This window comes from Vicinamibacterales bacterium, assembly GCA_036504215.1.
Lineage (GTDB): Bacteria > Acidobacteriota > Vicinamibacteria > Vicinamibacterales > Fen-181 > FEN-299.
In genome coordinates this window covers 110,253-132,284 of sequence record DASXVO010000086.1, presented here as the reverse complement: position 1 = coordinate 132,284, position 22,032 = coordinate 110,253, and the positions used below count along the sequence as shown (strand labels likewise).

Sequence of the window (22,032 nt, the reverse complement as noted above, 5' to 3'; positions counted from 1 at the left end):
CATGAACGAACAGGGACGATCCACGCGGGTCAGGTTCCGCATCGGGTGGCTCTCCACTCCCCGTCGCACGGCGCTTGCCGCGGCGCTGGTGGCGGGCCTCGCCTTCGGGGCCGCGTGGTTCGAACTGGGCCTGTGGCGGCAGGCGCAGAGCCTGCAGGCGCTCAGGAACGACGTGCAGCGCGAGTTGGTGCTCCGTCGCAGCGCGCTCGTCTCGGCCGTCGAGCGCCGGCTCGCCCTGCTCGATGGCCTCCACGCCTTCGTCGAAGTCGAGGTGAGCCGCGAGCAGGTGGGGCGTCTCTTCCCGGAGTTCGCCGCGCGGCTGCGCACGGCGGTGCCGGGCGTGCGCAACCTCGGAGTCGCCCCCGGCACGACCTACGCCCAGGTCTACCCGGTCGAGGGCAACGAGCGCGTCCTGGGCTACGACCTGGCCGCCGACTCACGGGCGGAGGTCCGCGAGGACGTCCAACTGGCGATTCGCAGCCGGGACAGAGTGCTGTCAGGCCCCGTCGACCTCGTCCAGGGCGGCCTCGGCCTGATCGCGCGACGCGCCGTACACCAGCGGGACGCGTATTGGGGACTCGTCGGAGTGGCGGTGGACATGCAGCCCATCCTGGACGAGGCGGGGCTGACCGGAAGTCACGGTGACGTCGCCCTGGCCGTTCGCCGGCCGGGCGGACGGGCTTTCTACGGATCGGACGCCGTGTTCGATGAGGACCCGGTGCTCGAGACGTTCCAGCTGACCAATGCCCGCTGGGAGATCGCGGGCCGGCCGCGCTTCGGATGGACCGCCCCGCTGGCCGAGGCGCGCCGGTTGTGGGGGCTGTCGGGACTCGTGCTCTCGCTCGTCCCGATGGCATTCGTGTTCGTGGTCGCGTGGCGTCAGAGCCTGCTTCGCCACGCCAAGCTCCAGGCTGAGCAGACGGTCGAGGAGCGGACGGCCGCGCTCGCGCAGACGACCGACATGCTGGAAGCCGTGCTGCGGGCGTCGCCTCTCGCGATCGTCACGCTCGACCGCGATGGTCGCGTGATGTCGTGGAACGCTGCCGCGGAGCTGACGTTCGGCTGGACCGCTGCGGAGGCCATCGGACAGCCGATACCGATCGTCGCGCCGGACAAATGGCCCGGGTTCATGGACATCCAGCGTCGGATTCTGACGGGCGGCGAGCGTATCACCGGGATCGAGGTCACGCGGCGACACAAGGATGGTCACCCAATCGACATCCGACTGTCCACGGCGCTCATGCTCGACGCGAATCGTCAACCGCTGGGTGTGATGGGCGTCGCCGAGGATGTCACCGAGACGCGAGCCGTCGAACGAGCGCTCCACCGCGCCATGCTCATCGTCGAGAACAGCCCCGTCATCCTCGTCCGCTGGCGGCACGGCGACGCCTGGCTGGTCGAATACATCTCCGAAAACGTCGCGCAGTTCGGGTACTCGGCCGAGGACTTCGTCTCGGGTCGTCTCGCCTGGGCCGATATCATGCTGCCGGACGATCTGCCACGGGCGATGGCGGAGGTGGCGGCACACGCCGGGCAGGGGAGCGACCACTTCCGGTTGGAATATCGCATCGTCACACGCGATGGCCGGGTGCGCTGGATGGAGGACACCGCAACGGTCGGAACGGAACTCGACGGCTCCCGCATCGACGAGAGCATCATCCTCGACGTCACCGAACGCAGGGCGGGTGAGGATGCGCGCCACCAGGTCGAGCGGCGCGTGCGAGAGATCCTCGACAGCGTGCCGGTCATCGCGGTGATGCTGGACGTGCACGGCGGCATCACGTTCTGCAACAGCCACCTGCTCGCGCTGACGGCCTGGCGGCGCGACGAGATCATCGGGCGCGACTGGTTCGAGGTGTTCGTCCCACCCAACGTGCGGGATGCCGCGTCGCGGCACTTCCTCGAGGCACTGCAGACGGGCGAGTTCGGGCCCAGCTACGAGCACCAGATCGTGACGCGCGACGGGGAGGTCCGCGAGATCGTGTGGGACAACACCCACATCCGCGACACGACCGGCGCGATCATCGGGTCGGCGAGCCTCGGGCGTGACGTGACCGAACAGCGACGGCTCGAGGCGCAGTACCGCCAGGCGCAGAAGATGGAAGCCGTCGGCCAACTCGCGGGGGGCGTCGCTCACGATTTCAACAACCTGCTGCAGGTGATGAGTGGCTACGCCGGACTGGCGCTCGCCGATCTGCAGCCCGGTCAACCGATGCACTCCGAGATCAGCGAGATCAAACGCGCCGCGGACCGGGCCACGGTCCTCGTGCGCCAGTTGCTCGCCTTCAGCCGCCGGCAGACGATGGAGCGCCGGGCGATCGACTTGAATGCGCGGATTGCCAACCTGCTCACGATGCTGCGCCGCCTCATCGGCGAACACATCGAGCTGGACTTCCGTCCGGGCGACGGCCTCCCCTCCGTGATGGCCGACGCCGGGCAGATCGAGCAGGTCTTGATGAACCTCTCGCTGAACGCGCGCGATGCGATGCCGGACGGCGGCCGCATCACGGTTGCCACGTCCCGGGTCACAGCCGACGAGGAGTTCTGTCAGCAGCGGCCATGGGCACGAGGTGGAGACTACGTCGTTCTGACCGTGTCGGACACCGGTCCCGGGATCCCGCCGGATATCCTCGAGCACGTGTTCGAGCCCTTCTTCACCACGAAGGAGGTCGGCAAGGGGTCGGGACTCGGTCTCGCGACGGTCTACGGCATCGTCAAGCAGCACGACGGGTTGATCGAGGTCATCTCGGAGCCAGCGCACGGTGCCCGGTTCGTCATCTACCTGCCGGCGGCCGGCGACGCTGTCGTGGACGCGACGGCCGTGCGGGACGAGATCGTACCGACCGCGCCGGCGGGGTCGGTGGGCCATGAGATGATCCTGCTGGCAGAGGACGAGGACCTGGTACGCGGCCTCGCGAAGCGAGTGCTCGAGGGTGCCGGGTACACGGTCCTGACCGCGCGGGACGGAGCCGAGGCGGTCGCGATCTTCGATGCGCACCGGGACGAGATCGCTCTCGCCTTGCTCGACGTCGTGATGCCGCGTCTGAACGGCCCGCAGGTGCACGCGCACATCAGGGCCAGACGCCGGGACGTCCCGGTGCTCTACTGCAGCGGGTACAGCCGGCAGATGCTCGAAGAGAGTACCGGCGGCGGCGCCGATGATGGCTTGGACCTGCTGCTCAAGCCGTACGAGCCTCGCGTGCTGCTCGACCGCGTCCGTGCGCGGCTGTCGCGCCCACCTCAACCACTTCCCGGGTGATGGCCCCCGACGGAGCGGCGTCGGCCTGCTACTTCTTCGCTGGAGCGCCGCCGGCGATCTGCTGACGAACCTTGTCCACGTTGCGGTGGAACACGAACAGCGGGTCGGCGTTGGTCGCCTTCGTGGTGAAGTTGTACGACTTGCCGCCGCGCCTCTTGATCTTCAGGTTCTTCTGCAGGTAGTCGATCTCGAACGCCTCGATGTCCGCGAACCGCATCGTGAACGCATCGCTCTTGTTCGTCGTCTCGTAGCGGACGCCCTGGGGATCGGCGAACAGCCGGCCCTCGCACGAGCCCATCGCGTGCTTGTGCACGACCTCCGCCGTCTCCTTGAGCCGCACTTCCTTGAAGCGAATCATCACGTCCGCGGGACCGACTGCCACGTCGATCGGTTCGGAGTAGCCGTCGTACCCCTCTGCGGTCAGATTCAGTTGGTGCGTGCCCGGCGGAACGTCCTTCGCGGTGATGGGAGCGTTGCCGAGGTACTTGCGATCGAGGAATACCATGGCACCCGGCATATCGCTGTCGATGTGCAGTTCACCCATCGTCGGCGCTGCATCAGACGCCGCCACGATCGGGGGTAGTGCCTCGCCCCTCTTCTTCGTTCTGGGCTTTGCATCACGTGACGCCTCGAGCGCGGGCAACGTGGTCTCGGGCGTTGTCACCGGCGCGGCCGCGGTGGCGGCCGGCGTGGAGGGTGTGGCGGTCACGGTGCTGGCCGGCGCCGTTCCCCCGCCGCGAACCAGCGGCGCCAGGATCCGGCCGAGAAACGCAGCGCCTGCGAGGACAACGACGGCGACCACGATGAGCACCGGGCGCTGCCAGGCTGGGCGCGAAGAAGAGGAGTCGTCCCGTTCGGTCGTCATGGCGTGGGATCCTAGCAGAAATGCAGAATGCAAACTGCGACATGCAGAATGCCGGACGCATCCTGCACGACGGCAATGGCGTCACGTCGCTGCCGGTGGGTGACTCTCAGCGATCCGCCAATCTTCATTCCGCGTAATCCGTCGGAAACGTCTTCACTCCCACTCGATGGTTCCCGGCGGCTTCGAGGTGACATCGAGGGCGAAGCCGCTCACGCCCGCGAGCGCGAGGATCGCCGTTCTCAGCTCGGCGACGAGCGCGTCGGGCAGGTGCGCGGGCGTCGCCGTCATCGCCCGTTCGGAGTGGATCGGCCGGACGATCACCAATTCCTCACCACGGCCGTCGATCTCGAGCGGCACGAGGACGGTCGGGCACTGCCAGATCGTCTCGTAGAGGCCGTGACGGCGCAGGCCGTCCATGACGAGGGCATCGGCCTCGCGCAGCAGATCGAGACGCGCCGCCGTCATGCCCGCCTTCAGCGGTCTGGCACCCGTCGGCATGGCCGGCCCGAGATTCCAGATGCAGCGGTTCAGGCCAGGCACCTGTTTGAGGATCATGCCGACCGCTTCGAGCAGGCGCTCCCAAGGGACCTGTCCGCCCAGCATCACCGGATGCTCGTACGCCCGCAGATCGGCCTTCACGCCGACCGACCGGATGGGCAGCGCCAGCGCCTGGATGCCGTAGCCAGCGGCGAGCGCGGCGAGTGGCGGCTCGATCTCGGGAAATTGCTCCCGATCCTCCCGCCCGTCCGAGCAGAGCAGCCGCACCCCCAGCCCGGGGCCGGGGAACGGATGCCGCCAGATCATCTCGTGCGGAATCCCCAACTGCTCGCCCAGCTCTCGAACCTCCACCTTGTAGAGCTCGGCCAGCGGCTCGACCACGCGTCCCTTCTTGATCATCTCCTCGATGATCGGCACGCGATTGTGGTGGGTCTTGATCGTATCCGACCGCTTGGTCGCGCCGGTTTCAATCGTGTCCGGGTAGATCGTGCCCTGGCCGAGCAGATGATCCTCGATGCCGAGGCGCCGTGCCTCGCGCTCGAACACGGTGACGAACGTGTCTCCAATCGCCTGTCGCTTGCGCTCGGGCTCGATGACACCGCCGAGCGCCGCCAGGAAGTCGGCCGTCGCGTCCACGAAGTGGAGATGCGCGCCAAGACCGATCCCACGCAACGTTTCGAGCACCTTCCGGCTCTCACCCTTGCGCATCAACCCGTTGTCCACGTGCAGGAGGTGCAGCCGCTCCGGCCCGATCGCCAGCGCGAACAGCTTGGCGGCAACGGTCGAATCCACGCCGCCCGAGGCCAGCAGGAACACCGAGCGGTCGCCGACCTGCTGCCGGACCCGTTCCACCTGTTCTTCGAGATACCGCTCCATCGTCCACGACGGCTCGCAGCCGCAGATGCCGAGCACGAAGTTGGCGATCATCTCGTGGCCGTGGACCGTATCGTCCACTTCAGGGTGGTACTGGAAGCCGTAGCGCCGGTGCTTGTCGGACCCGATGGCGGCGTAGCGATGGCCCCCGCCCTCGCTCTCGCCGAGCACCGTGTAGCCGAGTTCCTCGAAGTCCGGGCCCAGGCTGACGACCGAGTCGAAATGGCTCATGAACACCGGCTCGACCGGCCCGAGGCCGCGAAACAGCGGGTGGTCGCGCACGATGTGCAGGTTCGCACGACCCCATTCGCGACCGCCGTGCACCACGACCCCGCCGTAGTGCTTCGCGATCTCCTGGTGGCCGAAGCAGAAACCGAGGACCGGGATGTCGAGATCGTAGATCGCCTTCGTGTAGCCGGAGTCTTCACCGAATGACGAGAAACTCGGGCTGCCCGAGATGATGATGCCCTTGCAGTGCGCGAACAGCTCGATGGGATCCTCAGGCTGGCGGATCTCGGCGAGCACGCGGAGGCGGCGGACCTTCGTGGCAATCAGATGTGCGTACTGGCCGCCGAAGTCGACGACGGCAATCGTGTCGTGTCGAGTCATCGATTGAGTCCAATGGTCCGGTCGAGGCGGGCGCCCTCGAGGATGGCTTCGAAGAGGTTGGCATCCGTCATAATCGTGTTCGTCAGGTCGGCGTCCCGAAGGTTCGCCGCCTTCAGGTTGGCTTCCTTCAGGTTCGCGTCGGTGATGATCGCCCCCTCGAGGTTCGCAGACTCGAGCCGGGCCCCGCGCATGTAGGCGCCTGACAGGTTGGCGCCGGCGAGATCTGCGCGGATGAGATCGGCGCCGCTGAAATTGAGGCCGTGCAGATCGAGCCCCGAGAGGTCCACGCCCGCCAGACGAGCGTTCTCGGCCACTGCGAGGATCTTGATGACGTCCGACCGCGACAGGTCTGCCATTGCTTCCCTCCAGCATGGGCCGGATTGTGCCCGCGCCATCCGCGCCGGCCAACGATGATCCTGTAACGATATCGCGAGCGCCCGGATCGGGCAACTGCCGGCTGTCGTCCCCGGGGCGGTCGCACCCGCGACGCGCGCCTCGGTTCCGGGCTTCAGGGGCGGCGGGTTGCCCGCGCGGCCGGTGTCGAGTGGCGCGTGACGACCGGCGAGGACTTCGACGCCAGCCAGGCGCAGGGCCGGCGCGTGGGGCCGGAGAAAAGGGTCGGGAGTGGATTCCCGGTCGAGAGCGGCGACCACCGACGATGATGTCGCCATTCCAGGAGAATTGTCCCGACCCCGATCGCCTACCCTTCGACTCAGATGTGTTGACCAACGCCTCCCGCAGGGAACGCCCGCTTCATGGGGTGCGCAGGGCGCGCAGCCTGGTCAACACAAGTAAGCTCAGGGTTCAACGGACGCGGAACGAGGCCGACGCCGAATGCGACAGCGATCCAGACGTCCCGGTGAACCTCAGACCATAGGTGGTCCGTGTCGCGTTGCTGGCCGGCGCGAGCGTGAGGCGCGCCTGGGCAGATCCGCCTGCGGGCACGGTCACGCTCGTGGCGCTCCAGGTTGCCGTCACTTGCGTGGGCTGCGGCAGGCCAGAGGCTGACAGGTTCACCGTTCCCGCGAATCCGTTCGCCGAGGTGACGGTGACGGTGAAGGAGCCGCTCGAACCGTGCCGTACACTGAGCGACGACGGGCTGACCGACAGCGTGAAGTCGGCGTTCGCGACGACCAGCGTGACACCGGTCGAGTGGGAGACGCCGCCACTGATCGCCGTGATGCCGATCGAATACGATCCGGGCGGTGTCGTCGAACTCGTAGCGACGGTCAGTGTGGACGCCGCACCTGCGGCTGCCGCCGCTGGCGAGAACGTGGCGGTTGCTCCCGCCGGCAGGCCGGCCGCCCCGAACGTGATCGTTCCGGTGAAGCCGTTCAGCGCAGCCGTCGTCACGGTGTAGGTGGCGCTGGCGCCAGGCGCCACCGAACGCGACGCGGGGCTGGCGGTCAGGGTGAAATCGGGCGTCGGCGGCGCCGCGCAGTTGCTGATCGCGCGAAAGACGTTCAGCCGTCCCCCGGTGATCGTCACCGTCGCGAGCGACGCGATCGGATCCACCGCGTTCAGCAGCGTGGCCTTCAGTCCCGCCGTGTCGAGCGTGCACTTCGAGAGCACGAGCGCGGCGGCGCCAGACACGTGCGGTGTGGCCATCGACGTGCCGCTGAAGTACGCGTACGCGCCGTTCCGGACGGTTGACAGGATGTTCACGCCCGGCGCGCCGAGGTGCACGGTGCCGCGCCCGAAGTTGGAGAACGACGCGAGCTGGTCCCGGTTGTCGGTGGCCGCGACCGCCACCACGTTCGGGGCGGCGTAGTTGGAAGGATAGTTCGCGGTCGTGTCGTTGTTCCGGCCGTTGTTGCCCGCCGCGGCGACGAACAGCATGTCGTTGGTGTCCGCCCTGTTGATTTCGTCGAGCAGCGACTGCGAGAACCCGCCACCGCCCCAGCTGTTCGACAGCACGCGCACGTTGGCGCCGGTGCCGAACACCTGCTTGGCCTGGACCGCGAACTCGATCGCATTGATGGCATCGGCCAGCGTGCCGCTGCCGGTTGAATCCAGGAATTTCGCACCCATGATGCTCGCCGTCCAGTTCACACCGACGACGCCGACGCCGTTGTTCCCGACGGCGCCAATCGTTCCCGACACGTGCGAGCCGTGGTCGTTGTCGTCCATCGGATTGCACGTCTTCGCGATCGCGTTGAAGCCGTGCGTTCCCCCAGCGCACGTGATGGTGCTCCCCCCTATGACCACGGTGAACGACGAGGGAGCGGACCAGACGTTCGCCGCCAAGTCCGGGTGGTTGTAGTCCACGCCGGTGTCGACCACGGCGACGACCGTGCCACGTGAGCCGGTCGAGAGGTCCCAGGCGCTCGTCGCGCCGATGTCCGCGCCGGGCGTGCCCGCCACGCCCTGGATCGCCTGGCCCGTGTTCAGCAAACCATACAGGTTGGGAAAGCCGGGATCGTTCGGCGTCGCCACCGCGTGCAGGATGTAGTTCGGCTCGACGTACTCGACGTCGGGATGCGCGGCGAGCGTCGCAATCAGCGCGTCGGTGCCCAGGCTGCGCGAGTGAACACGCCGTACACCGGTGCCGCCGATTTCCTCGAAACTGTCGGCGTCGCTCTCGTTCTCGATCTCGGGGAGTGCGGCGGTCGTGCGCAGTTTCACCAGCGCCTCTCCTGCCGCCACGTCGTAGCCGTTGTGGGCCGCGGTCCTCAGCTGCCGTCCGACGCCGGTGCTGGCCGGCAGGGCGAGCAGTGCGAACGCGACGGCGATGACACACGATACGAACATCCTCGACAGCCGAGCTTTCGTCACATCACCCTCCGCATCTGATGGAGCGCTCACGGGATCGTCCACCCGACACGTCCAGGTCCAGCGGAATGCCGTAAGTTCCGCCCACCCGCGCAGGCCGGCGCCAGTTCCAGGGCCCGCCCGTGTCCGCAGCGGCGATCAGGATTGTTGATGGGATACGCCCAAGGCACAACGATACAACGGAGAGGTGCTGGAGGCAAGGCGCCGTGAGGGTCAGATCTCCTGCACGTGCAGCGCTCGGGGTGTCTTCCACCCTCCTCGCGTGAAGTCGGGGAACTCCACGGGCTTGCCCCGTCCCGCCACCGACAGCTCGCTCAGTTCCGTCACCACGCTCCACGCCGCGGCGTCGTAGACGTCGACGTCGAGCGGGCGGCCCTGCCGCAGCGCGTCAATCAGGCGGTAGTCCTCGATGTAGTCCATGCCGCCGTGCCCCGCACCGCGCGCCTTGTCGGCCTGTGACGTCCACAAGGGATGGTCGTACTCGCGGAAGGTGTCGAGCGTGTCCCACTGATCTCCCCTGGTGCTGCGGCCCTCGACGTACACCCGCTCCGGGTACTTCTCGAAGATCCCCGCGGTCCCCTGAACCTTGTGGATCCGGCTGTAGGGGCGCGGCGAGTCGGTGTCGTGGTAGAGCGTGATGACCTTGCCGAGCGCCGTGTGGATGAGGCTGATATTGACGTCGCCCAGCGCGTACTTCCGCGTCGCACGCGGATCGTTGGCCCCGAACGCCTTCGCCGCGTAGAGATTCAGACCGCGTGACGCGGTGCTCATCGACACGAGGTACTCGAAGCGGTCACCGCGGTTGATGTCCAGGCACTGCGCGACCGGACCGAGGCCGTGCGTCGGGTAGAGATTCGCATCGCGCTTCACCGCATGCGCCAGGCGCCACAGGCCCTCGCCCTCGGTGCTGAACTTGATCGCACGCAGATCGTGCAGGTAGCCCGCCTCCGCGTGGATGATCTCGCCGAGCAGCCCCTTCTTCACCATGTTGAGGCACAGCATCTCGGGCCGGTCGTAGCAGCAGTTCTCCATCATCACGCAGTGCCGCTTCGTCCGCTCGGAGGTTTCCACCAGCTGCCAGCACTGCTCGATCGTCATCGCAGCCGGCACCTCGGTCGCCGCGTGCTTGCCGGCCTCCATCGCCGCCACGCAGACTGGCACGTGCCACTCCCACGGCGTGGCGTTGTAGACCAGGTCGATGTCCTCGCGCTGGCAGAGGCGCCGGAAATCCTCCGGTCCCTTCGTGTAGCCCTCGGGTCTGGGCTGCCCCGCGTCCACCACCGACTTCTGCGCGCGTTCGACCTTCTCGGGGACGATGTCGCAGACGGCGCGGATCTGCACGCCCTCGATCGTGAGGAGGTTGCGAACGTGCGCCGATCCCATCCCGCCCACACCCACGTAGCCGATACGGACCGGATCGATGGGCGGGACGCGGAACTCGAGCAGGGGGGACGTACTGATGGCACGCGCCTGGGCCTGCGCCATGCCCTCGGTCGCACCGACGTCCGCGCCGCGCAGGGCCGCGCCGACACTTGCCACCGCGCCAGCCCGCAGGAACCGCCGCCGATCGAATCCACGCATATCGGTACTCCTGGAGAAAGGAACGCTGTGAGGTGCTGCCGCCGTTCGCCCACCTACCGCTTCACGCGCGCCGCCGCCACCATTTCCCGCGTTTCCTTCATCAGTGTCGGCACGTGGTACGGCACCCCGTCCTTGATGGTCCATTCGATGCCGCCACCGTGCTCGATCTTCACGCTCTTGTCGCCGGGCGTGATCGCCGAGTAGTTCGACACGGCCCTGCCGTTCACCGTGAGGACGTCGGTTCCGTACGGATTCAGGAGGTGCAGGTTCTCGAGCGGGTTGCCATTGACGACGAGGAGATCGGCCACGTAGCCCTGGCGCACGCGGCCCAGTCGGTCGTCCACGCCGAGCAACTTCGCGCCGTTGACCGTCGCATGCTTGATCACTTCGAGCGGGTGGAACCCGGCTTCTTCCATCAACTCCAGCTCGTGGATCAGGCCGAAGCCGTAGAGTGAATAGATGAACCCGGCATCGTCCCCCGTCGCGATCAGGCCGCCCTTGAGGCCGAACTCGCGCAGCGCCGCCATCCAGACCTGGTAGTCCTGCTTCCACCGCGTTTCCTGCGTGCTCGTCCACCCCAGGAAGAACGAGCCGTGGTGCTCCAGATCGGGCTTCCAGTACTCCTCCATGGTCGGATGGAGATACTCCTTGTACCAGGGCAGATTCTGCGCACGGATCAGATCGCGGCCGGCGACGTAGATTGACAGCGTCGGTACCCAGGCGACCTTCTGCCGGACCATCAGATCCAGCACGCCCGAAAGCTTTTCGGGGTTCAGGTTCTTCTGGATGTACAGCTCGCCGGCCCGGCCGAAGCGATGGATCTCGTTGCTGGCGTTGTGATCCGCCGGAAAATCCTGGATCCCGTCGAGCGCGGAATCGGCAATGCCGTAGAAATGTTCGATCGAGGTCACGCCGAGTTCGGCGAAGTCCTTCGCGGTCGTCTCCTCGACGGCGATGTGCGTCGCGCTCCGGAGGTTCTGCTTGTGTGCCTCGTCCAGGACGGCCTCGAGGAGATCACGGTCGATCCCGAAGATCTTAACCCCGTCGGCGCCGTTCTGCTTGGCCCACTGCACACCCGCACGGACGGTCTGCGGCGTCTCGGGTGCGCTGCCCGTCCGCCCGCGCCAGCTCGGCGTGTAGATGAAGATGCGCGGCGCCACGAGCGTGTGCGCGGCGCTGTCCGTCCGCCACTTCTTCGCCCTCTCGAACTCGGATCCGACATCGCGCACGGTCGTGACGCCGCACGCGAGCAGCAGGTTGGCCTCGTACTGGAACGGTTGCGCCTTGCCCCCGCGCTCGTCCTGCAGGTGCATATGGGCGTTGACGATTCCCGGCATCACGTATTTGCCGGTGGCGTCGATGACCGCATCCGGCGGCGGGTCCTTCTTCGAAGGGGGGCCGACCCGCGCGATGAGGCCATCCTGCACGAGGATGTCCACGGGGCCGAACGCCGGCTTCGCGTTGCCGTAGATCACCATGGCGTTTCGAATCAGCAGGCGCGTGACTGACTTCCCGTGGGCAGGCGCCTTGACGGCGGGCGCAGGCTGCACCGCCGAGCGCACCGGAACGCCGAGCAACGCGGAGACGACGAGCAGGCCGAAACCTATCGCCCGTGGGCGGGTGAGCGCAGCAGACATGGTGCCGTTCCTCCGCGGGTATGCTGCCTTCCCACGCCGCGCGGGTCAAGGGAAAGCGTGGTACTCTGTCGCGGGTCCGGCCCGCGCCGCCGCCGAGCAGGGGGATACGCCTCGCGCTGCCCGAGCCGATCGGCGGAGGCCCGCCGCCGATCGGGATTCGCAGTGGCTGTGGGCGTGTCTGCCCGCAGGCACGGAGAGTAAGCAGCATGGACGTCCAGCAGAAAGTCCTCTTCGTCGACGCCGGCACCGGTTACTACCGCGTGGCGAAGTACCCCGTCGGCGATTTCTTCGGTCCCGTGGACCTCGGGCTGCATCTCACCGGCCGGTTCAACAGCCTGAACATTGGAGTGGGCCTGCTGGCCGGCTCGATTCTGCCGGGATCGAACCGGCTGATCGTCACCGGATTCTCCCCCTGTTGGGGCGGGTTCTACGTGTCGTCGATGGGCGGTGCCGGGCTGGTGTTCGACAACCTGGGGATCAACATGCTCTCGCTGGTCGGCTGTGCCGCGAGGCCGTCGGTGCTGATCCTCAACCGTCAGAACGGCGAGGAGATCGACGTTTCACTCGAGCCGGTGGACCTCACGCGCGTCTGGGCGTCGGGCCGCCTGGGTGTCTATGCCGTGCTCGATCACGTCCACGAGCGGTTCACCGCACGTTATGCGCAGGCGCCTCGGATTCTCGCCGTGGGGCCCGCCGCCGAGGCGACCGACTTCGGCGCCATCGTGTCGGTGCCGATCGACGGGAACGGCAAGCTCACCGACGTTGACACGTGGGCGGGGCGTGGTGGGTTCGGCTCGCGGATGCTCCACGAGCACAACATCGCGGCGGTGATCTACGGCGGCACGGTGGTGGACGAGGATTTCCGGGACCGCAAGGTGGCCGACGAGTGGTTCCAGGTGCGCTTCCAGAAGCGGCTCGCGGCCAAGGACTTCGAAGCGACGACGAAGTACCGCTTCGATCCGAGACTCTCGACGGGCGGGACGCTCGGCGCGAACTTCGCCACGCTGGGCGGTGCCATGCTGTCGTTCAACTACCGCAGCATCTACATGAGCGAGAGCGAGCGCGTCGACCTCCACCGGACGCTCGTCCTGGAGCACTACCTCAAGCAGTTCAACGAGGAGACCATCGACGCCAGACAGCAGCACACGTGCGGCGAACCCTGTTCCGCGGTGTGCAAGAAGATGCGCGGCGAGTTCAAGAAGGACTACGAGCCCTACGAGACGATGGGCCCGCAGTGCGGCATCTTCGACCAGCGGGCGGCGGAGCGGCTCGCGCACCGCGCGGACACCCTGGGCTTCGACGCGATTGCTGCGGGCGGCGTGCTCTCGTGGCTGTTCGAGTGCGTGCACGAGGGCGTGCTGACGCCGGACGACGTTGGCGCGACCGAGAAGCCGGTCTTCACCCCGGATGGCTTCCGCGTGGTCGAGGACTCCGCGCACAACGCGGATCTGGGCGTCGCCATGCTCGACGCGATCGTGTCGCGCCATGTCGATCTGCTCCAGGGACCGCGGCGCCGCGCGCGGCGGCTCGCACGCGTGAAGGGGCGGCAGGTCCTCGATCTGTTCGTGCACGCCGCGTTCGCCCGGAAGGGCTGGATGGTCCCGAACCAGTACTGGACGCCAGGCGCCCTCGCGCCGATGCCGATCATGGGCAAGTACTACATGTACTACGGGCCGGACTTCCTCCCTCCCCGGCAACTCGGACGGATGAATGCCGAACGGCTCGTGCAGGAGCTGCTGATGGACAACCTCGGGATCTGCCGCTTCCACCGTGGGTGGGCCGAGGAGATGGGGGAGGAGATCGTGCAGGCGCTGTACGGCCTTGGCAAGGAGTTCGTCGAGAAGGTGAAGCTGACCGCGGGCCGCATCAACAGCCGCAACGCCTCGGTGTTCTGGGAGGCGGGCCGCAATGCGGACCTCGTGTACGAGTTCCTCAGGCGGCGCCGCGACGTTGGGCACGTCGAGCGGCCAGAACTGGCGGACTGGTTGAGCCGCTTCGAGAAGGACCGGCGTGAAGCGGCACTCGATTTCTGGTACGAGATGCACAAAGGGACGCACGAGTCGTTGCTGGAGTTCTGAAATCGGCTGGCCCAAGGAGGCCTCGTGCTGAACGACCTCATGCAGTCGCTGCCGCCCGACGGCGTCAAGATCGTGCTCGTGCTCTTCCTGTCATTCCTGGTCGGCCTCGAACGCGAGGAGCACAAGGGCGCGAAGGAGCGTTACTTCTTCGGCGGCGTGCGCACGTTCCCGCTGATCGGCCTCGTGGGCTACTCGACCGCGCTCGTGGCCGGCACGCAGTACATCGTGGTCGCCGTCGGCCTGGCCGTTGTCGGGGCGTTCCTGGTTGCGTCGTATCTCCACAAGCTCCAGGCATCGTCTGCCGGCGCGACGTCCGAGATGACCGGCCTCACGACGTACCTGCTCGGGGCGCTGGTCTACTACGACCACTTCTGGATTGCGACGACGATTGCCGTGGTGAGCCTGCTCCTGCTCGAGTTGAAGACGGCGCTCGAGAACCTGGCGCTCCGGACGGCGCCCGGCGAGATCCTCACGTTCGGGAAGTTCCTGTTCCTCACGGCCGTCGTCCTGCCCGTGCTGCCGGACAAGACCGTCGGGCCCTTCCTGCTCAACCCGTTCAGGATCTGGCTGGTCGTCGTGGCCGTCAGCGCCGTGTCGTACGGCAGTTACGTCCTGCAGAAAGCCACCAAGGGCCGGGGCGGCGTGACGCTGGCGGCCATACTCGGCGGTGCCTACTCGTCGACGGTGACGACCGTCGTGCTGGCGCGACGGGCGAAGCGCGAGCGTCGGGCGCATCTGTTCGCGGGCGGCATTCTCATGGCGTCGGGCATGATGTACCTCCGGCTGATTGCGTTGCTCGCGCTGTTCAACGGCGCGCTGGCGCGATTGCTCGGCCCGTCGTTCGCGGTACTGGCCGCCGTCGCCATGGCTGGCGGCTTCGTCCTGTCGCGGGTGGCCGACGGGCACGACGGCAGCATCAAGCGCGAATACGTGCCGAAGAATCCCCTGGAACTGGGTGCCGCGCTCATGTTCGCGCTGATCTTCGTCGTCATGCTGATTGCCACCCAGTTGGCCGTCGCGTACCTGGGGCACGCGGGCGTATACGGCCTCGCGGCCATCATGGGCGTGACCGATGTCGATCCCTTCATCATGGGGATGACGCAGTCTGGCGGCAACGCCACGCCGCTGTACGTCGCGGCGGTCGCCATTCTCATCACCGTGACGAGCAACAACGTCGTCAAGGGGCTCTATGCGTTCACGTTCGCCGACCGGCGGACGGGCGTCGAGAGTCTGATTGCGCTCGTCGTTCTCGCGTTGTGCGGCCTGTGGCCGCTCGTGATGATGTGAGGCCCCGGTGCCCTCGCTGCCCCGGGTGACCGAGGCGCGGAGCGTCGAGACGCGCCGCGCGGCGGCGTCGGCACGCGGCTACTGTCTGTACGCGAAGTACGCGCCAACCTGTTCGGCCACCCGGCCGATCGCCTCCTCGAGCCGTTCGCCCGCTCCGAAGTGGTTCGCGGTGAAGATGCTGATGACGATGCGCTGGCCCGGAGCCCCTGGCGCTTCGAGCACGCCGACATCGTTGCCGATGTAGGGCAGGAAGTCGCCAGTCTTGTGGGGAATCCGGTACCCGCTCAGGTAGCGGGGGATCCGCGTCCGGTAGAGCTGTCCGCGCATCATCTCGAGCATCAGGTCGGACGACGCCTTGTCCACGAGCGTGCCCCGCTCCATCATCTCGAGCAGTTGCCCGATCTCGCGGGGCGTCGAGAGGCCGTACGGGTGCCTGGCCTCCCGGTGGAACCGTTCGGCATTCCGCATGGCGGCGAGTGCGTCGAACCACGTCCGCGCGTTGGCCGGCGCCACGGTCTGTTTCAGCCCGAGCGCCCGCATCCGCGTATTGACGGCTTCCGGCCCCCCGACCAGTCGGTACAGCACGTCGGTGGCCGTGTTGTCCGACACGATAATCATCAGCGTGAGCAGATCCCTGATCGTGAACGTGTCGCCCGCGTCGAGGCTGCGCATCACGCCGGTGCCAGGCAACATGTCGTCTTTGGCCAGCGTGTACTTGTCCGCCAGGCTGAGCCGCCCGTCTTTGATCTGCTGGAAGACCTCGGCCATGAGCGGAATCTTGATGACGCTCATCGTGTCCATCTGCTTGTCGGCGTCGATGGTCAGTTCCTCGCCGGTCTCCAGCGACTTCACGTAGATGCCCCAACTGGCGTTGACGCTCGCCGTGACCCTCGCGATCGAGGCGTCCAGCTTCTGGAGGGAGAGTGGGCGAGCCGGTGCCGCGGTCTGCGCGGAGGCGGCGGCGACGAGGACGATGCACGCGGGAATCGCGAGGACAACGGACAGTGTTCTGTTCACGGCTCCTCCAGGGGGCGAGGTGGGAAGTGTCAGTCTACATCTCGGCGGAGGCACGTGGACTGATGACATTGTGAAACCTTGCACTTTTGTGGTAAGGTTCGGGCCGCCGTGCCAGTTGCGCCCTACGAACGGACCGCCCGGATCGACCCCCACCATCCCCGCCGCTCGCCGCTGACCGTCGGTCGGGCCGCCAGGATTGTGGGCGTCAGCCCGTCCACGTTGCGCCTCTGGGAGCGCGCCGGTCTGGTGACCACCGTCCGGAACCGCGGCGGCTACCGCCTCTACACGCAGGATTCCCTGTCGGTGCTCAAGCGGATCAAGCACCTGCGCGACGTGCGTCAACTCAACGTGCCGGCCATCAAGGAAGCGCTCGGGACGCGTGACGAGCCGTCCAATCCGGCCAGCTACGCGTTGGCGACGCTGGGACGTACCTTGCGCGGCCTGCGCCGGCAGCGAGGGTTGCGGATTGCCGCCGCGGCCCGCGGCGCCGGGATCTCGGCGGGATTTCTCAGTGCCGTGGAACGGTCGCAGGCCACCGCGTCGGTTGCGACGATTCAACGCCTCGCCACGGTCTACAACACGTCGGTGCTGGAACTGTTCGATCTGCCGGGCCAGTCCAGCCACCGGTTGTCGGCTGGCGATCGACAGGTGCTCCAGGCGCACCCCGGTGTGGACATGGAACTGCTGTCGCCCACGTCGAGCCAGCTCGAGTCGATGTTGTTTCGCGCGGCACCGGGTTCGGGCAGCGCCGGCCCGTATGTGCACGACGGCGAGGAACTACTCTACGTGCTGGCAGGTTCGATTGAGATGTGGCTGGGCGAGCACGAGCACCTGGACCTGCGCGCCGGGGACAGTTGCTGGTTCGAGAGCACCCGCGGGCACCGCTGGGTGAATCCCTCGCCCACTGACACAGCCGTGCTCGTGTGGGTGTGCTCCAGAACCAGGATGACGGTTGCCAGGGGCAAGGGTGAAGGCGGAAGGGTCAAGGATGAAGGCGGAAGGATGAAGGCGGAACCATGAACAAGGGCGTGAGAGCGGTGAGTGTGCTGGCGGCGTTCACGGTGCTGCTGCTGGCTGGTGTGCCAACGGTTCGGGGCGCCGACTTCGGCCCCTCGAAGGGTTCGCTGGTCATCGTCGGCGGCGCGATGAAGGACCCGGCCATTCTGAAGCGGTTCCTCGAGCTTGCCGGCGGTCCCGATCAGCCCATCGTCGTGATCCCGACGGCCGGCGAGGCCGACAAGTACGACCAGACGTTTCCGGGCCTGAAGGCCTTCCGGGACGCAGGGGCGACGAAGTTGACCGTGCTGCACACGCGCGACCGGATGGTGGCCGACTCGCCGGCGTTCGTCGAGCCGATCCGCCAGGCGCGCGGCGTGTTCTTCGAGGGCGGCCGGCAGTGGCGTCTGGCCGACGCGTACCTCGACACGCTGACGCACAAGGAACTGTTCGCGCTGCTCGATCGGGGTGGCGTGATCGGCGGGTCCTCGGCTGGCGCCACGATTCAGGGCGACTTCCTCGCGCGCGGCGACACCAAGGGCGCCGAGATCATGATGGGCGACCACCAGCAGGGGCTCGCGTTCGTGAAGAAGGTGGCGATTGATCAGCACCTGCTGAAGCGCAACCGGCAGTTCGATCTGGTCGCCCTCATCGAGGCGCGTCCGGACCTGCTCGGCATAGGCCTCGACGAGGACACCGCGATTGTCGTCCAGGGCGACGAGTTCCAGGTGCTGGGCCGATCGTACGTGGCCATCTACGACCGGCAGCGCCAGATCCCGCCCGCCGGCAAGTTCTACTTCCTGACGTCGGGAGACCGGTTCAGTCTCAAGACCCGGCAGGCCACGCGGCCGTCGCCGCGCGGAGCGGGGCCGATCGACCGCGTCAAGGACGGGCAGTGGGGCAAGTAGGGTCGTCATGCCGATCGTGAAGAAGGTCAGGAAGCTCGGCGCGCGAAGCGGCCTTGGGGCGGCGGCTCGCGAGGGCACGTCGTTGCGCCCGCAGTTGGTCGCCAGGCAGCCGCCCTGCGAGCACGCGTGCCCCAACGACACCGACGTGCGGGGTTTTCTCGCCGTGCTCGCCCGGTCGGAAGGCCGCGGGCTGAGTGTGGACGAGGCGCTTCACGAGGCCTTCCTCGTCATTGCCGAACGCAACCCGCTGCCTGCGGTCTGCGGGTATCTCTGCCCGCATCACTGCGAGAGCCGGTGCCATCGCGACGGATACGACGGCGCCGTGGCCGTGAACGGCGTCGAGCGGGCGATTGGCGAGACGGCCGTGTCGAGAGGCTGGTCGCTGTCCCGCTGCGTCGGCGAACCCCGGCCCGAACCTGTGACGGTGGTTGGCGCCGGCGCGGGCGGATTGTCGGCCGCCTACCAGCTGGCGCGTCGTGGCTACGCCGTCAGGATGGTGGATCCGCACGAGGAACCGGGTGGCGAGCTTCGGTACGGGCCGGATGCGGCGTGCCTGCCGCGCCACGTGCTCGACGCGGAGATCGGCCGCATCCTCGCGCTGGGCGTGACATTTGTCGGGCACGGTTCCCGGCCCGAGGATGGTCGGGTCATTGCGACCAGGATCTACGAGGACGGCCACAAGACCTCACCTGCGGGCATCCCCGCGGCAATCCACTTCGGGCGGCGCGCGGCCGAGTTGCTCGACGCCGACATCAGGGGCGTGGCCGTCGAACCGCCGCCGCCGCGGCCGCCGTCCACGACGGCGCAGATCCAGTTCGAGCACAACGCGCGCCAACCGCGTGGTGAGGGAGCACTCTCGCCTGAACAGGCCGTGGCCGAAGCCAGGCGATGCCTGAGTTGCGGCGCGTGCGCCGAGTGCGACAACTGCTGGAAGTACTGCCCCGATCAGGCGGTCATCAAGCCGGTCGAGAAGGGGCAGCCGTATCGCTTCAGGCTCGAGTTCTGCCGGGGCTGCAGCAAGTGTGCGGAACAGTGCCCGACGGGATTCATCGAGATGAGATAGAGAACGAGGAACCGAACATGTCCGACAAGAAACCCACTCCGAAGCTCGACGAGCTCGAGACCGGTCCGTGGCCCAGTTTCGTTCGCGAGATGAAGCGCGCCGCGGAAACCAGCCCCATGGCTGAAGGTCTGCTCGGCGTCGTCGAGTTGTCATACGAAGACCGCGTGGGCCACTGGAAGCACGGCGGGGTCGTTGGCGTGAGAGGCTACGGCGCCGGCGTCATAGGGCGCTACTCGGATGTACCCGAGCAGTTCCCGGACGTCGCGCAGTTCCACACGATGCGCGTCAATCACCCGGCTGGCTGGTTCTACAAGACCGACGCGCTCAGGAAGATCTGCGACATCTGGGAGAGGCACGGTTCGGGACTCACCAACCTGCACGGTGCGACCGGCGACGTCATCCTGCTCGGCACGAAGACCGAAGAGCTCGAGCCGGCGTTCGAAGAGTTGACCGAGAACGGGTTCGACCTCGGCGGGTCGGGATCCGTCATCCGAACGCCGAGCTGCTGTGTCGGACCGGCCCGATGCGAGTGGGCGTGCTTCGACACGCTGGCGCTGACCTACGATCTGACCAGGCACTTCCAGGACGAGATCCACCGTCCCTCGCTGCCCTACAAGTTCAAGATCAAGGCGTCGGGGTGTCCGAACGATTGCGTGGCGGCCATCGCGCGCGCCGACCTGAGCGTCATCGGCACGTGGCGCGATGCGATCGAGGTGGACGAAGCGGCGCTCGCCGACTACGTCCGGGCCGGGGTGGATGTCCGCCGCGACGTGTGCGACCTGTGCCCGTCGAGGTGCCTGACCTGGGACGACAAGACGCTGACGATCGACAACGCCGCGTGCGCGCGGTGCATGCACTGCATCAACGTTCTGCCGAAGGCGCTACGACCCGGCCGGGAGCGGGGCGCCTGCCTGCTGATCGGAGGCAAGGCGCCGATTGTGTCGGGCGCCATGCTGTCGTCCGTGCTCGTGCCGTTCATGAAGATCGAGCCGCCCTACACCGAGTTGAAGGAACTCATCGGCAAGATCCTCGAACTCTGGGCCGACGAAGGTAAGAACCGCGAACGCGTCGGCGAGTTCATCCAGCGGGTCGGCTTGGGGAGTTTCCTCGAGGCGATTGGCCTCGAGCCGCGGCCCGAAATGGTGAAGCATCCTCGCGAGAACCCGTACGTGTTCTACGAGGAGTACTTCGAGGAAGAACCCAAGTAACCGACATTCGACAGTCGAGAGTCATTCATATGCGCAAGACCGACATCGGCCCGCCCCACTACGGTCAGTTCCTGCCGCCCGTCATCCAGGCGAACTACGGGAAATGGCGGTACCACGAGATCCCCCGGCCCGGAGTCCTGGTGCACGTCGCCGAATCGGGCGATCGGCTCTACACCGTCCGCGCCGGATCGCCGCGGCTGCTGAGTGTGCAGACGATTCGCGAGATCTGCGACCTGGCCGACACGTACTGCGACGGGTATCTCCGGTTCACCAGCCGCCACAACATCGAGTTCCTGTTGACCGATCCCGCGAAGATCGAGCCACTCGTCGCGGACCTCGCCGCGAGGGGGTTTCCGGTCGGCGGAACGGGTCACTCGATCTCGAACATCGTGCACACGCAGGGCTGGATCCACTGTCACTCGGCGGCTACCGATGCGTCGGGTATCGTGAAGGCGTTGATGGACGAACTGGTCGGCCACTTCACGACGATGGCGCTGCCGGGCAAGCTGCGCGTGGCGCTGGCGTGCTGCGTGAACATGTGCGGCGCGGTGCACTGCTCGGATATCGCCATCCTCGGCATCCATCGGCGGCCGCCGAAGATCAACCAGGAGCGGCTGCCGAAGGTGTGCGAGCTGCCCACCGTGGTCGCTTCCTGCCCGACGGCGGCCATCAGGCCGACCCGAAAGGACGGTCACGACAGCGTCGAAGTGGCCGAGGAACTCTGCATGTTCTGCGGCAACTGCTTCACCGTCTGTCCGGCGATGCCGCTCAACGACGCGCTGAACGACGGCGTCTCCATCTGGGTCGGCGGGAAGGTGAGCAACGCACGTTCCGAACCGGCCTTTTCCAAGCTCGCCATCCCGTTCCTCCCGAACAATCCCCCCCGCTGGCCGGAGGTCGTGGAGGCGGTGACCAGGCTGGTGGACGTGTGGGCGGCGAATGCGCGCCACTACGAGCGGATGGGCGAGTGGATCGAGCGCATTGGATGGCCTCGATTCTTCCGCATGACGGGCATCGAGTTCACCAAGCAGCACATCGACGACTTCCGTCACGCGGAGACGACATTCAAGCGCTCGGTGCACCTGAAAGGATGAACCGTGTCCACTCCAGTGACCGTCGAGCAAGTGGCCGACGCGATGTTCCGGATGATCAGTGACGCAGCCGGCGTCCGCAAGCTGAAGCCGACTGACGTGACGAAGGCGGTGATCGAGCAGTTCGGCGCCGATCGCTGCAGCAAGGAGACGTGCAAGGAGGCGATCCGCCAGCTGGTCGATTCGGGTCGCTGCATCTACACGTACTTCGGAGGCAGTTACATCGAGCTGCCCCAACGCGAAATCGCGGAGTAGCGGCCGGTCACCACCGCGCGTAACGGCGTCGGGTC

At 67.1% G+C, this 22,032-nt stretch carries 16 protein-coding genes; 9 read left to right on the top strand and 7 right to left on the bottom strand.

All coding sequences use genetic code 11. The annotated features are described in order from the left end of the window. Position 1 precedes the first annotated feature (1 nt). Positions 2-3,259: a PAS domain S-box protein gene (locus VGK32_23255; protein HEY3384690.1), complete on the top strand. Its 3,258-nt coding sequence runs from the start codon at positions 2-4 to the stop codon at positions 3,257-3,259. A gap of 28 nt (positions 3,260-3,287) precedes the next feature. On the opposite strand, the gene VGK32_23250 is transcribed toward VGK32_23255, so the two are convergent. The 6 genes from VGK32_23250 to VGK32_23225 form a co-directional block, all read right to left on the bottom strand. After that, positions 3,288-4,124, bottom strand: coding sequence for a PEGA domain-containing protein (locus VGK32_23250; protein HEY3384689.1), 837 nt, complete (start codon positions 4,122-4,124; stop codon positions 3,288-3,290). Positions 4,125-4,277: 153 nt separating this feature from the next. Next, positions 4,278-6,104 carry a glutamine-hydrolyzing GMP synthase gene (guaA, locus tag VGK32_23245; protein HEY3384688.1) on the bottom strand — a complete coding sequence of 609 codons (1,827 nt, stop codon included), beginning with the start codon at positions 6,102-6,104 and terminating at the stop codon, positions 4,278-4,280. Further along, complete coding sequence (locus VGK32_23240; GenBank protein HEY3384687.1) at positions 6,101-6,460, bottom strand: pentapeptide repeat-containing protein; 360 nt, start codon at positions 6,458-6,460, stop codon at positions 6,101-6,103. Before VGK32_23240 ends, guaA begins: the two co-directional genes overlap by 4 nt. Positions 6,461-6,908: 448 nt before the next feature. Then, positions 6,909-8,879: a S8 family peptidase gene (locus tag VGK32_23235; GenBank protein ID HEY3384686.1), complete on the bottom strand. Its 1,971-nt coding sequence runs from the start codon at positions 8,877-8,879 to the stop codon at positions 6,909-6,911. A gap of 210 nt (positions 8,880-9,089) precedes the next feature. Beyond that, complete coding sequence (locus tag VGK32_23230) at positions 9,090-10,457, bottom strand: Gfo/Idh/MocA family oxidoreductase (GenBank protein HEY3384685.1); 1,368 nt, start codon at positions 10,455-10,457, stop codon at positions 9,090-9,092. Positions 10,458-10,510: 53 nt separating this feature from the next. Beyond that, positions 10,511-12,094 carry an amidohydrolase family protein gene (locus tag VGK32_23225; protein ID HEY3384684.1) on the bottom strand — a complete coding sequence of 528 codons (1,584 nt, stop codon included), beginning with the start codon at positions 12,092-12,094 and terminating at the stop codon, positions 10,511-10,513. A 206-nt stretch (positions 12,095-12,300) separates the two neighbouring features. On the opposite strand from VGK32_23225, the gene VGK32_23220 reads away from it, so the two are divergent. Together VGK32_23220 and VGK32_23215 are read left to right on the top strand one after the other, a co-directional pair. Then, positions 12,301-14,172 carry an aldehyde ferredoxin oxidoreductase N-terminal domain-containing protein gene (locus tag VGK32_23220; GenBank protein HEY3384683.1) on the top strand — a complete coding sequence of 624 codons (1,872 nt, stop codon included), beginning with the start codon at positions 12,301-12,303 and terminating at the stop codon, positions 14,170-14,172. A gap of 24 nt (positions 14,173-14,196) precedes the next feature. Continuing rightward, positions 14,197-15,459: an MgtC/SapB family protein gene (locus VGK32_23215; protein ID HEY3384682.1), complete on the top strand. Its 1,263-nt coding sequence runs from the start codon at positions 14,197-14,199 to the stop codon at positions 15,457-15,459. Positions 15,460-15,537: 78 nt separating this feature from the next. Here the strand turns inward: VGK32_23215 and VGK32_23210 are convergent, their stop codons facing one another. Then, positions 15,538-16,476 carry a serine hydrolase gene (locus tag VGK32_23210; protein ID HEY3384681.1) on the bottom strand — a complete coding sequence of 313 codons (939 nt, stop codon included), beginning with the start codon at positions 16,474-16,476 and terminating at the stop codon, positions 15,538-15,540. 108 nt (positions 16,477-16,584) lie between these two features. On the opposite strand from VGK32_23210, the gene VGK32_23205 reads away from it, so the two are divergent. Genes VGK32_23205 through VGK32_23180 form a run of 6 tightly spaced genes read left to right on the top strand, consistent with a single transcriptional unit; the run spans position 16,585 to position 21,997 of the window. Next, complete coding sequence (locus VGK32_23205; GenBank protein ID HEY3384680.1) at positions 16,585-17,496, top strand: MerR family transcriptional regulator; 912 nt, start codon at positions 16,585-16,587, stop codon at positions 17,494-17,496. Continuing rightward, entirely contained in the window at positions 17,493-18,380 is an 888-nt protein-coding gene (locus tag VGK32_23200) for a cyanophycinase (GenBank protein HEY3384679.1), read from the top strand. The genes VGK32_23205 and VGK32_23200 overlap by 4 nt, the downstream gene beginning before the upstream one ends. A gap of 7 nt (positions 18,381-18,387) precedes the next feature. Continuing rightward, positions 18,388-19,443 carry an FAD-dependent oxidoreductase gene (locus VGK32_23195; protein HEY3384678.1) on the top strand — a complete coding sequence of 352 codons (1,056 nt, stop codon included), beginning with the start codon at positions 18,388-18,390 and terminating at the stop codon, positions 19,441-19,443. A 17-nt stretch (positions 19,444-19,460) separates the two neighbouring features. Next, the gene (dsrA, locus tag VGK32_23190) at positions 19,461-20,651 is read left to right on the top strand and encodes a dissimilatory-type sulfite reductase subunit alpha (GenBank protein HEY3384677.1); all 1,191 of its coding nucleotides are present in this window, start codon (positions 19,461-19,463) and stop codon (positions 20,649-20,651) included. A gap of 29 nt (positions 20,652-20,680) precedes the next feature. Next, positions 20,681-21,745: a dissimilatory-type sulfite reductase subunit beta gene (dsrB, locus tag VGK32_23185; protein HEY3384676.1), complete on the top strand. Its 1,065-nt coding sequence runs from the start codon at positions 20,681-20,683 to the stop codon at positions 21,743-21,745. Between the two features lie 3 nt (positions 21,746-21,748). Continuing rightward, entirely contained in the window at positions 21,749-21,997 is a 249-nt protein-coding gene (locus VGK32_23180) for a hypothetical protein (protein ID HEY3384675.1), read from the top strand. Positions 21,998-22,032 lie beyond the last annotated feature (35 nt).

What these genes read in the sequence shown, in the direction of transcription:
- VGK32_23255 (HEY3384690.1), top strand. Translation starts at nt 2, where the DNA reads ATGAACGAACAGGGACGATCCACGCGGGTCAGGTTCCGCATCGGGTGG.
- VGK32_23250 (HEY3384689.1), bottom strand. Translation starts at nt 4,124, where the DNA reads ATGACGACCGAACGGGACGACTCCTCTTCTTCGCGCCCAGCCTGGCAG.
- guaA (HEY3384688.1), bottom strand. Translation starts at nt 6,104, where the DNA reads ATGACTCGACACGACACGATTGCCGTCGTCGACTTCGGCGGCCAGTAC.
- VGK32_23240 (HEY3384687.1), bottom strand. Translation starts at nt 6,460, where the DNA reads ATGGCAGACCTGTCGCGGTCGGACGTCATCAAGATCCTCGCAGTGGCC.
- VGK32_23230 (HEY3384685.1), bottom strand. Translation starts at nt 10,457, where the DNA reads ATGCGTGGATTCGATCGGCGGCGGTTCCTGCGGGCTGGCGCGGTGGCA.
- VGK32_23225 (HEY3384684.1), bottom strand. Translation starts at nt 12,094, where the DNA reads ATGTCTGCTGCGCTCACCCGCCCACGGGCGATAGGTTTCGGCCTGCTC.
- VGK32_23220 (HEY3384683.1), top strand. Translation starts at nt 12,301, where the DNA reads ATGGACGTCCAGCAGAAAGTCCTCTTCGTCGACGCCGGCACCGGTTAC.
- VGK32_23200 (HEY3384679.1), top strand. Translation starts at nt 17,493, where the DNA reads ATGAACAAGGGCGTGAGAGCGGTGAGTGTGCTGGCGGCGTTCACGGTG.
- VGK32_23195 (HEY3384678.1), top strand. Translation starts at nt 18,388, where the DNA reads ATGCCGATCGTGAAGAAGGTCAGGAAGCTCGGCGCGCGAAGCGGCCTT.
- dsrA (HEY3384677.1), top strand. Translation starts at nt 19,461, where the DNA reads ATGTCCGACAAGAAACCCACTCCGAAGCTCGACGAGCTCGAGACCGGT.
- dsrB (HEY3384676.1), top strand. Translation starts at nt 20,681, where the DNA reads ATGCGCAAGACCGACATCGGCCCGCCCCACTACGGTCAGTTCCTGCCG.